Origin of the sequence: Roseinatronobacter ekhonensis, assembly GCF_900499075.1 — a bacterium.
GTDB lineage: Bacteria > Pseudomonadota > Alphaproteobacteria > Rhodobacterales > Rhodobacteraceae > Roseinatronobacter > Roseinatronobacter ekhonensis.
The window spans coordinates 1-10,567 of record NZ_UIHC01000068.1 but is presented as its reverse complement, the minus strand read 5'-3'; the positions used below and the strand labels follow the sequence as shown (position 1 = coordinate 10,567).

At 64.8% G+C, this 10,567-nt stretch carries 13 protein-coding genes and 1 pseudogene; 10 read left to right on the top strand and 4 right to left on the bottom strand.

What is annotated here, in order from left to right; genetic code table 11:
• The first annotated feature begins 275 nt into the window (after positions 1-275).
• Positions 276-905, top strand: a complete 630-nt coding sequence (locus tag ROE7235_RS17455) for a class I SAM-dependent methyltransferase (protein WP_121096913.1) — start codon at positions 276-278, stop codon at positions 903-905.
• Positions 906-964: 59 nt separating this feature from the next.
• Here ROE7235_RS17455 and ROE7235_RS17450 read toward each other — a convergent pair whose 3' ends face one another.
• The 3 genes from ROE7235_RS17450 to ROE7235_RS17440 form a co-directional block, all read right to left on the bottom strand.
• A complete protein-coding gene (locus ROE7235_RS17450) occupies positions 965-1,507 on the bottom strand; it encodes a DUF3489 domain-containing protein (RefSeq protein WP_085880454.1) in 543 nt (180 codons plus the stop codon).
• Between the two features lie 94 nt (positions 1,508-1,601).
• Positions 1,602-1,820, bottom strand: coding sequence for a hypothetical protein (locus ROE7235_RS17445; protein WP_121096911.1), 219 nt, complete (start codon positions 1,818-1,820; stop codon positions 1,602-1,604).
• 5 nt (positions 1,821-1,825) lie between these two features.
• Positions 1,826-2,095, bottom strand: a complete 270-nt coding sequence (locus ROE7235_RS17440; RefSeq protein WP_121096909.1) for a hypothetical protein — start codon at positions 2,093-2,095, stop codon at positions 1,826-1,828.
• Positions 2,096-2,206: 111 nt separating this feature from the next.
• Here ROE7235_RS17440 and ROE7235_RS17435 point away from each other — a divergent pair, with 111 nt between their 5' ends.
• The 8 genes from ROE7235_RS17435 to ROE7235_RS17400 all read left to right on the top strand — a co-directional run bounded on the left by ROE7235_RS17435 (position 2,207) and on the right by ROE7235_RS17400 (position 9,912).
• Positions 2,207-2,767 (top strand): hypothetical protein, encoded by a 561-nt coding sequence (locus ROE7235_RS17435; protein ID WP_121096907.1) that lies wholly within the window; start codon positions 2,207-2,209, stop codon positions 2,765-2,767.
• Complete coding sequence (locus ROE7235_RS17430) at positions 2,715-4,718, top strand: phage terminase large subunit family protein (RefSeq protein ID WP_121096905.1); 2,004 nt, start codon at positions 2,715-2,717, stop codon at positions 4,716-4,718. Before ROE7235_RS17435 ends, ROE7235_RS17430 begins: the two co-directional genes overlap by 53 nt.
• Positions 4,718-4,927 (top strand): phage head-tail joining protein, encoded by a 210-nt coding sequence (locus tag ROE7235_RS17425; protein WP_050663605.1) that lies wholly within the window; start codon positions 4,718-4,720, stop codon positions 4,925-4,927. The genes ROE7235_RS17430 and ROE7235_RS17425 overlap by 1 nt, the downstream gene beginning before the upstream one ends.
• The gene (locus ROE7235_RS17420) at positions 4,927-6,498 is read left to right on the top strand and encodes a phage portal protein (protein ID WP_121096903.1); all 1,572 of its coding nucleotides are present in this window, start codon (positions 4,927-4,929) and stop codon (positions 6,496-6,498) included. Before ROE7235_RS17425 ends, ROE7235_RS17420 begins: the two co-directional genes overlap by 1 nt.
• 5 nt (positions 6,499-6,503) lie before the next feature.
• Positions 6,504-8,558 (top strand): prohead protease/major capsid protein fusion protein, encoded by a 2,055-nt coding sequence (locus ROE7235_RS17415; RefSeq protein WP_121096901.1) that lies wholly within the window; start codon positions 6,504-6,506, stop codon positions 8,556-8,558.
• Between the two features lie 78 nt (positions 8,559-8,636).
• Positions 8,637-8,972 (top strand): DUF2190 family protein, encoded by a 336-nt coding sequence (locus ROE7235_RS17410; RefSeq protein WP_121096899.1) that lies wholly within the window; start codon positions 8,637-8,639, stop codon positions 8,970-8,972.
• Positions 8,972-9,283 carry a head-tail joining protein gene (locus ROE7235_RS17405; protein WP_121096897.1) on the top strand — a complete coding sequence of 104 codons (312 nt, stop codon included), beginning with the start codon at positions 8,972-8,974 and terminating at the stop codon, positions 9,281-9,283. Before ROE7235_RS17410 ends, ROE7235_RS17405 begins: the two co-directional genes overlap by 1 nt.
• Positions 9,280-9,912 (top strand): DUF6441 family protein, encoded by a 633-nt coding sequence (locus ROE7235_RS17400; protein WP_121096895.1) that lies wholly within the window; start codon positions 9,280-9,282, stop codon positions 9,910-9,912. Before ROE7235_RS17405 ends, ROE7235_RS17400 begins: the two co-directional genes overlap by 4 nt.
• 45 nt (positions 9,913-9,957) lie before the next feature.
• Here ROE7235_RS17400 and ROE7235_RS19965 read toward each other — a convergent pair whose 3' ends face one another.
• Positions 9,958-10,335, bottom strand: a complete 378-nt coding sequence (locus tag ROE7235_RS19965) for a hypothetical protein (protein ID WP_147434254.1) — start codon at positions 10,333-10,335, stop codon at positions 9,958-9,960.
• A gap of 90 nt (positions 10,336-10,425) precedes the next feature.
• Here ROE7235_RS19965 and ROE7235_RS20720 point away from each other — a divergent pair.
• Positions 10,426-10,567: pseudogene (locus ROE7235_RS20720) on the top strand (acyl-CoA transferase); the annotation flags it as partial.

Below are 10,567 nucleotides of genomic sequence, written 5' to 3'. Positions count from 1 at the left end.
CGCCTTGGCGCCAAACGCAGGACAAGCCGATTATGCTGACAAGCGCAGGCAAGAAAACCGTTGCCCGTCAGTTCATTGCGCTGGTCAGCCCCAAACTACTCCGCATAATCACACGCTCGGCATAAACCATCGTGTCGATCACCCGTTCGTTCGCTTTGCGGCGGCTGTTCGAGACGATCCGGGCACGGAGCTCTTGAGGTTTCCAAGACTACAATCTCGGTGTCATCAATGACCTTGATGCATTAAACTCGGACTCACGGGAGGTTGCGACCAAGATGGCAGGTGGACAGGAACACTGGGACGAGGTCTACGGCGCGCGCTCGGAAGATGAACTGACATGGTTCGAAGCGACGCCGTCAGTGTCGCTCGATCTCGTCCGAACCCATCTTCATCCCGGCGAAGCGTTCATCGACATTGGCGCAGGCGCGTCGCGGCTCGTGGACGCGCTGCTCGAGGCGGGTCTCGGCCCTCTCACCGTGCTTGATCTTTCCGGGGCTGCATTGGCTGTCAGCAGGCGACGTCTCGGCCCGCAAGGTAGCGACGTGACCTGGATCGAAGCTGACATCGCGACGTGGGTGCCTGAACGGGACTACGCGGTCTGGCACGACCGCGCGGTGTTTCACTTTCTCATCCGGGCCGAGGATCGCGCCGGCTACGCGCGCGCGATGTCCGAGGCCCTCCGTCCGGGTGGGATCGCGATCATCGCAACCTTCGCCGATGACGGGCCCGAAAAGTGCTCGGGGTTGCCGATTGCGCGCTACGAGCCGGAGGATCTGGCGCGGGAACTCGCGCGCCTGCTGCCGGGCCAGTTCGAGACCATCGATGCCAGACGACACATGCACATCACGCCGAAGGGTAACCGGCAGAGCTTTCAGTACAGCGTGTTTCGGAAGGCGGTCCCCTGAGAGGAAAACCGTCGCCCCGGCGGGGGACGGCGGTCATCATTTTGCCGGGCATGGATGCGTCAGGCGGCGGGCAGTTTGTAGACGCGCCCTCGATCCTCGACCTTTTCGGAGGTGACGTCGAGGCTCAGCTTCTTTTTCAGCGCGCCGGACATCGCGCCTCGTACCGTATGCGACTGCCAGTTTGTAGCGGCCATGATCTCTTCGATAGTCGCGCCGTCTGGCGCGCGCAACATGGCGATCAGCGTTGCCTGCTTGGTGCCTTCGCGCGGGGTGCGCGCCTTGGGCGCGGGCTCCTCGGTCGGCGCGTCCGCCGCGCCCGCAGGCGCAGTGTTCGCGTCTGCGGACTCGATGCCGATGGCGGCGAGCCCTGCGTCTGTGGCGACCAGCGTGACGCCGTGGCCGTCGCCGGTCTCGCGCCAGACGGGCTCGCCCCTGCGCATGTCGGCGTCGACCTCTTCGAGGAAGCCTTTGGCGAGCATCGCGCCGACCACCTTGGCGGCGGCTCCGCCGCGCAGGCTCTCGGGCAGCGGCAGGGCAATGCGGTCCTCGTTCTGGGCCGCGCGGGACAGGATGATCGTCTGGGTTTCGGAAAGTTTGGTCATGGGGTCGTCTCCGTATTCGGACCGCGACCATCGCGGTCTTCTACGACCCCAAGCCGCGCATCGGCGCGGCCGGAGTTCGGGCGTATCCCCGAGGTCAGATCAGCCCAAGTTCGTGCAAGAGCGCTGCGGCGGCGGGCAGTTGGTCGGTGGCGACGTCGATTGCGATTGTCATGCTGTCGGCGGTAAGGCGCGCCGGAACGTTGGCTTCCTCTCGGAGCGATGCTTCGATTTCGTCGAGGACGGCCCGGATGCGGCTCGTATCCCAAGGCTCGTTCAGGCTCCGAATGGCGATGCGGATGGTACTGGTTTCCATGCGGCTCACTCCGCGTGCTCGCCTTCGCTGAAGGCGCTGTCGGTGATGCGCTTCAGGAGGCTGGCGTAATGCTCAAGGGTGCCGACATGGCCCCAGTTGATCTCGTCGGGGTGGGCGTTGAAGTGGTCGTCGCTCAGGCTCGACAAGCGGGCGAGCATCTCGTCGATCTCAGCTTTCTTGCCGATGAAGGCGTTGAGTGCTGCTTCCTTGTTCCGGGCAGCCTTCTCAGCGCGCAGTTGGTGGCGGGGCGTTGTCTGGGGGTTCAGGCGGGTCATCTTGGCGGCTCCGTTGTGAGTTGCATCGTCTTCGTAGGATCACGTTCGCTCTGGTGCGGAGGCTTATCAACTACATAAGCACATGATTTTGAATGACAATCGGAGCGCGCAATGGAGGGTCTGAGCGAGCGCCAGTATGCCGCCCGCGTCGGCCTGTCGCGCGGGGCAATCCAGAAGGCCAAGGCGACAGGGCGGCTGGTTCTGCATGCTGACGGCAGCATCGACGCGGTGGCCAGCGATGCCCTGCGCGCTGAGGCGACCGATCCGTCCAAGACACGGAAAGCACCGCAGCCAAAACTGAAGCCCGTTCCGGAGGCGGCGGTATCCGCCGTAGGCGAAACGCTGCGCGAACAGGGCTTGGCGGCACCTCCCGTCGGCAGCGGCACCACGTTCCTGCAGGCCAAGACGGCGAACGAAGTTCTGAAGGCTCAGGAGCGACGCCTACGGCTGCAGAAGCTGAAAGGCGAGCTGATCGACCGGGCCCGCGCGTTGTCGCTGGTGTTTCGGCTGGCACGGCAGGAGCGCGACGTCTGGGTGAACTGGCCCTCGCGTGCGGCGGCGTTGATGGCGGCCGATCTGGGTGTCGAAACCGCCGCGATGCAGAAGGTTCTGGAGAAACATGTCCGTGCCCAACTCGACGATCTTGCCGAGGTCAAACCCGATCTCCGATGATGCGGACGATATGCCGGACTTCGTTGGCGCGGCAGAGATCCTACGCGCTTGGGGAGCGGGCCTCACGCCAGATGCGGACTTGACCGTGTCGGAATGGGCGGACAGGCACCGGATGCTTTCGGGCCGCGCCTCGGCCGAACCGGGCCGGTATCGCACCGCCCGCACGCCCTACATGGGCGAAATCATGGATCGACTTTCACCCGGCGATCCAACACAGCGGATCGTGTTCATGAAGGCGGCGCAGGTCGGCGCGACCGAGGCAGGCAACAACTGGATCGGCTTTGCCATCCACCAGGCTCCGGGCCCAATGCTGGCGGTCCAGCCGACCGTGGAACTGGCAAAACGCAACTCGCGCCAGCGGATCGACCCGCTGATCGACGAGAGCCCGGAACTGCGGGAACGGGTCAAACCCGCCCGGTCGCGCGACGCGGGCAACACGATGCTGTCCAAGGAATTCGCGGGCGGCATCCTGATCATGACGGGCGCGAACTCGGCCGTGGGCCTGCGCTCGACACCCGCGCGCTACATCTTCCTCGACGAGGTCGATGCCTATCCGGCATCCGCTGACGACGAAGGCGATCCGGTCACGCTGGCCGAAGCGCGGTCGCTGACATTTGCCCATCGGCGCAAGGTGTTCCTGGTCTCGACCCCGACAATCCGGGGGCTGAGCAGGATTGAGCGCGAATATGATGCCAGCGACCAGCGGCGGTTCTTCGTGCCGTGCCCGCATTGCGGTCAGGAACAGTGGCTGAAGTTCGAACGGCTGCGCTGGCAAAAGGGGCGGCCGGAGACTGCTGAATATCACTGCGAGGGCTGCGAGACGTCTATCGCCGAGCATCACAAGACGGCAATGCTGGAGGCAGGCGAATGGCGCGCGACTGCGACGGCCGCCGATCCTAGCACTGTCGGCTATCATCTCTCGGCGCTCTATTCGCCGATCGGCTGGCTGAGTTGGGAGCGGATCGTGCGGGCATGGGACGCGGCCCAAGGGTCGGACGAGGCGATCAAGGCGTTTCGCAACACGATCCTTGGCGAGACATGGGTCGAAACCGGCGAAGCGCCCGATTGGCAGCGGCTCTATGATCGGCGCGAACGCTGGAAGCCGGGAATTGTCCCTGCGGGGGGGCTGTTCCTGACGGCAGGCGGCGACGTCCAGAAAGACCGGATCGAGGTCGATATCTGGGCATGGGGCCGAGGGCTGGAAAGCTGGCTCGTCGATCACATCGTCATCGAGGGCGGGCCGGACCGGCATGAGGCCTGGGGCGACTTGACGGCGCTGTTGAACCGGACATGGCCGCATGAACGTGGCGCGCATCTGAAGATCGCGCGGCTCGCCATTGACACCGGCTACGAGGCCCCAGCGGTTTATGGCTGGTCGCGGGCACAAGGGTTCGCGCAGGTGGCCCCCATGAAAGGCGTCGAAGGGTTCAATCGCGCGAGCCCGGTCTCCGGGCCCACCTATGTGGACGCGACCGAGGGCGGCAAGCGGCTGCGCCGGGGCGCGCGCCTCTGGACCGTGGCTGTTTCGACATTCAAGGCAGAGACCTATCGGTTCCTGCGGCTCGAACGGCCGACCGACGAGGAACGTGCGGAAGGGGCACAAAGCCAGCCTGGCACCGTGCACCTGCCACATTGGGTCGAGAATGAATGGCTGAAGCAGTTCGTCGCTGAGCAGCTGGTCACCGTGCGCACCAAGCGCGGCTTCGCCCGGCTGGAATGGCAGAAGCTTCGGGAACGTAACGAGGCGCTCGACTGCCGGGTCTATGCCCGCGCCGCCGCCTGGATCGCGGGCGCGGATCGGTGGACCGACGAGAAATGGCGCGACCTCGAGGATCAACTTGGGGTTGCCGATACCTCGGTGGATCCCGCGGGGCAGATCAATCGACAGGCGCAGGCGTCGCAGGGGAAACGGCGGTCTGACTGGCTTGGACGGCGTGGAGGATGGTTTTGATGGCAGATTGGACGGAAACCGAGCTTTCGGCGCTGCGGCGGGCCTATGCAAGCGGCACGACGCGCGTCAGCTATGACGGCAAATCCATCGATTACGGCTCTGCAGAGGATCTGCTGGCGCGCATTCGCACCATCGAGCGCGCCATCGCGGGCACGACCCGGCCATTGCCGGTCGCTGGTCTCGCGAGCTTCTCGCGCGGGGATCGCTGATGTCAGCCAACTGGTTTGACCATGCGATTGCCACGGTGGCCCCGCGCACTGCGGCACGGCGCGTACTCGCCAGGCAGGCGTTCGAAACCTTGACGCGTGGCTATGACGGTGCGGCCAAGGGGCGGCGCACCGACGGCTGGCGCGCGCCGGGCACCTCCGCTGACACCGAGGTTGGCGTGGCCGGGGCGCTTTTGCGGGATCGGATGCGAGATCTGGTCCGCAACAATCCGCACGCGGCCAAGGCCGTTGCGGTGCTGGTGAACAACATTGTCGGTGCGGGCATCATGCCGCGCGCCGCCAGCGGCAATGACAAGCTGGACCGCAAAGTCGATGCGCTCTTCGCACGGTGGTCAGATGCCGCCGATGCCGATGGTCAGCTCGACTTCTATGGACTGCAGACCCTGATCTGCCGCGAGATGGTCGAAGCAGGTGAGGTCCTTGTGCGTCGCAGGCTAAGGCGATCCTCGGACGGTCTGCCGGTGCCGCTCCAATTGCAGGTGTTGGAGGCCGACTTCCTCGATGCCACGAAATCCGGCGCGCTCGGCGCGGGACGCCTGGTGCAGGGGATCGAGTTCGATCCGGTCGGAAAGCGTCGGGCCTACTGGCTCCATGCCGAGCATCCGGGTGACGCCTACGGCGCATTGCAGAATGGCCTGCAGAGCCGCCCGGTTCCTGCGAGCGAGATCGCCCACATCTATGAAAAACAGCGCACGCAGGCGCGCGGCGTTCCCTGGGGCGCACCGGTGATCCGCAGCCTGCGCGATCTCGATGATTACGAGGTCGCCGAACTGGTCCGCAAGAAGACCGAGGCCTGCGTCACCGCCATCGTCTTCGGCGACGACGAAGCGCAACAAGGCATCGCGCCGTCTGTGGTGGATGCTGATGGCAACCGCGTCGAGCAGTTCGAACCGGGACTGATCGCTTATGCCCGCGGCGGCAAGGATATCCGGTTTAACCAGCCCTCGGCCACCGGCGGCTACGGCGAATACAAGAGGGCGAGCCTGCACACGATCTCGGCAGGCTTCCGGGTGCCCTATGAATTGCTGACCGGCGATCTCAGCCAGGTCAACTATTCCTCGATCCGCGCGGGGCTCGTCGAGTTTCGCCGCCAGATCGACGCCGTGCAGTGGCAATTGTTCATTCCGATGTTCTGCGCACCGGTCTGGCGCTGGTTTACCGAGGCGGCGTGGGCCGCGGGGCAGATCCCGACACCGGACGTGCCGGTCGAATGGTCGCCGCCGAAGTTCGAGGCCGTCGATCCGCAGAAGGACGCGATGGCGAACCTGCTCTCGATCCGCTCTGGCACGATGACACTGGCCGAGGTGATCGCCCGACAGGGCCGCAACCCTGACGCGGTGCTGGCCGAAATTGCCGCCACAAACGCCAAGCTCGACGCCCTCGGGCTGGTGCTCGACAGCGATCCGCGCCGCGTCACCAAGACTGGCAGCGCCCAAACAAGCGATCCGGCGAACGATTCCGCCGACGACGACCCTGCCGCTGACCCGGAAAGCGATCCGGCCGACGACTCCGATACGGATCCGGCGCGGCCCGACACCGACCAACAGGACTGACACATATGGATACGATGATCGAACTGCCGGCCCTGCGCCGGTCGGCGGAGCTTGCGCCGAACACTGCCGATACCGACGCCCGCACCGTCGAGGTAATCTGGTCAGCGGGCGCGCGGGTCCGCCGGTCGACCCTGTTCGGCGAGCCCTATGACGAGGAACTGAGCCTCGATCCAACCCATGTGCGGCTGGATCGTCTGAATGCAGGCGCGCCGTTTCTGAAGGTTCATGAGATCGACACGCTGGATGCGGTGATCGGCTCGGTCGTTCCCGGCTCCGCCCGCATCGAAAACGGCCGGGGCGTTGCGCAGGTCCGGATCTCTGAACGCGCTGATGTCGAACCGATCTGGCGCGACATCCAGGCGGGCCACATCCGCGCGGTGTCCATCGGCTACCAGGTGCACCGCTTTGAGGTCTCGAAACCCGAAGCCGCTCGAGAACTCTGGCGCGCGGTCGACTGGACGCCCTTCGAGGTGTCCGCCGTGCCGGTTGGGGCCGACCCCGCCGCAGGCTTCCGCGCCCAATCCGACCTTGCAACTTGCGTCCTTCACCGCCGGGACGCCCCACCCAACAACACAGGAGCCATCCCGATGACGGACAAATCCAACGCCCCGGCCGCAGAGGCCACAGACCAGCCCAGCGACACCAATGCTGCCGAGGACACCACCATGCTTGAGCCGAAAACGCCTGCACCCGATCCGAAGGTCGCAGCAAACGAAACCCGCACCCAACCGAAGGCGCAGAAGCCCGATGCCCCCGTTGTGCCTGACACTGAAGCCGTCGCGACCCGGGCCCGTGAGGGCGAGCGCGACCGCGTGTCCACGATCTACGATCTGGCGGGCCGTCTGAACCTCGAGCGCAGCTTTGCCGAGGATCTGGTTAAACGCGGCACCGACGTTGGTGAGGCCCGGCGTCTGATCCTCGATCAGGTAGCTGCAAAATCCGAGGAAACCCGCACCTTCAGCCAGGTGTCGATCCCTCTGGGCGGCCGCAATGAGGCGATCACTCGCCGCGACGCCGTCGCGAATGCACTGTTGCACCGCTACAGCCCGACTCTCTTCCAGTTGGAAGACGCCGCCCGCCAGTATCGCGGCATGACGCTGCTGGAACTGGCCCGCGAAAGCCTCGGAAATGTGGGCGTGAACACCCGCGGCCTGTCGCGCGACGAGGTGGCGACCCGGGCCCTGCATTCGACATCCGACTTTCCCGAGATCCTGTCGGCCGTCACCAACAAGACCCTGCGGCAGGCTTACGAGGCCTATCCCCGCACTTTCATGCTGTTCTGCCGCCAGGTGCTCGCCACCGACTTCAAGGCGATGCACCGGGTGCAGCTCGGCGAAGCCCCGCAACTGCTGGAGGTGGGCGAAAGCGGCGAGTTCAAACGCGGCACGCTGGGCGAGAGCAAGGAGAGCTACAAGGTCAAGACCTATGGCCGGGTGGTCGCGATCACCCGCCAGACGCTGATCAACGACGATCTCGACGCCTTCACCCGGATCCCGGCAATGTACGGCAACTCCATCGCGCAGTTGGAGTCGGACGTGGTCTGGGGGGTCATCACCGCCAACCCGGCGATGGCGGATGGCAACGCGCTGTTCCACACCACCCACAAGAACCTCGCGGGCACCGGCGCGTCGCTGGCCGTCGAGGCGGTCGGTTCGGCCCGCGCCGCCATGGCCAAGCAGACGGGCCTCGACAAGAAGACGGTGCTCAACGTCCGGCCCGCCTTCCTGATTGTGCCTGCGTCGCTGGAGCTGAAGGCCGAGCAGATGGTGGCCCAGAACCTTGTGCCCGCCGCAACCTCCAACGTCGTGCCGCAATCGATCCGCACGCTCGCGCCGATCAGCGAGCCGCGCCTCGATGCCGCCAGTGAAACCGCTTGGTATCTGGCGGCCAGCCCGAACCAGATCGACACCATCGAGTACGCCTACCTCGAGGGTCAGCAGGGCGCCTATATCGAGACGCGCAATGGCTTCGACGTCGATGGCGTCGAGATCAAGTGCCGCCTCGATTTCGGTGCCAAGGCCATTGACTGGCGGGGTCTTTACAAGAACCCGGGCGCGTAACCCGAGCCATCCCAGACAATTCAATTCTGACGGGCGGTCCAATCGGGCCGTCCGTTCCCTTTTGCAAAGGATCCCGCAATGAAAAACTACGTCCAGCCCGGCAACACCATCACCCTGACCGCGCCCTATGCCGTGACCTCCGGCGACGGTCTGCTCGTCGGCTCCATCTTCGGCGTGGCCGCCGGGGATGCTGCTAATGCCGGAACGGTCGAGGCCGTACTCATCGGTGTATTTGACCTCAAGAAGGTCGCGTCACAGTCCTGGTCCGCCGGTGACAAGGTCTATTGGGACAACACCAACAAGGAAGCCACCAAAACCGCCACGGCGAACACGCTGATCGGTGCGGCCACTGAAGCTGTTGCTGGCGGCGCGGGCGACGTGATCGGCCGGGTGCGCCTGAACGGCACATTCTGATGTCCGCTTTCGCCGCCGTCGTGGATGCGCTGTTTGCCGATCCGAATATCGGTCGAGAGGCAATCTACACCTCTGATGGCGGCGCACCCGTGTTGGTGCGCGTTGTCTCCCGGCAGGCTGATGCGATCACCGACTTCGGCGACGCGCGGCTCTGGTCGGAAACGACCAGGATCGACTTGCGCGTGGCTGAGGTTCCGGCCCCGCGCCCCGGTGACCGCCTGGAAATCGACAGCGATGCCTTTCTCATTCAGGGCGAACCCGTTCGCGACCGGGAACGATTGGTCTGGACCGTCGATCTGAGGCCTGCGTGAGACTGAAGCTCGACATCGATCCGGACATCGTCGCCATGATGGCGGCCGAGGTCGCGGCGGGCGAACGCGCGGTGACCGCCGCCATGCGCGAGGCCGGGACCGGGCTGAAGTCTGCCTGGCGCATGCAGATCACTGGCGCGGGACTGGGGCGAAGGCTCGCCAACTCGATCCGCAACCAGAACTTCCCGAGGTCGGGTGAAAGCCTCGACGCCGCGGCTCTGGTCTGGTCCAAGGCACCGGTGATCGTGGGAGCTCACGACACCGGCCCGTTGATCCGCTCGAAGGACGGGTTTTGGCTGGCGATCCCGCTGCCTGCCGCAGGCAAGTCCACGCGCGGCGGTCGGATTACCCCCGGAGAATGGGAACGACGACGCGGTTTGCGCCTGCGGTTTGTCTATCGCCGGACCGGCCCGAGCCTGCTGGTGGCAGAGGGGCGGCTGAATACGAAAGGCCAGGCGGTGGTGTCGCGCTCAAAGATCGGGCGCGGAAAGGTTACCGCGCCGATCTTCCTGCTGGTGCCGCAGGTGAAATTGCCGAAGCGGCTGGACCTGGCACGGGATGCCGCGCGGACGCTCGACAGCGTGCCGGGGCTGATTGTGACAAACTGGGTGGAGGTGAGGCTTGGTTGAGCGCGTACCCACTGGACCAATCTGCCGAGATCTCGACGAGGCGCTTTATTCAGCGCCGATCCATTGCAATACAGCACTCGCTTCTCCCGAGCTATGAACGCGAAACTTCAATTCCCCGCGCGAAGTTTCTTCGGAAGTGGGAAAACGCTCTTTGGTTTCGCCCCGATCAATAAGTCCAGCATTCAAGGCAGGCTTTCGAAAATACCACAGAACCCACTTCTGATTAAGGACCGCTGAGTATAGCCAGTCGCCTTTCGCTTCGAAACGAAGTTCGCGTTCTATGTATCCATGTCCGGCCGGACGCACCGTGGTGCCGTCAAGGAATTGAGCATGGGCGAAAGCCAAATAGGCATCTCGGACAGCTCCGTCTACGGCTACTGCATCTCGTAGCTGTTCTTCCAATCGATGCGCGTCAAGCAGCATTCGTTTCCTTCCGCCAATTGGTTTTGCGTGGCCTTCATTAAACAAACCACCCTCTAAACAAACGTCAAGAGCGGAGTTGACCGACAGACCATGGCCAGTGTCCGAGAAACCATCCTCACCGCGCTGCACGCGCGGCTTTCGGCGCTGCCCGCGATTGCCCTGCGCGGTGACGTCCTGCCCGAGCGCGTCCCGGCCGAGGGGCTGCTGATCCTGCGCGACGGCGAGCCAGGCG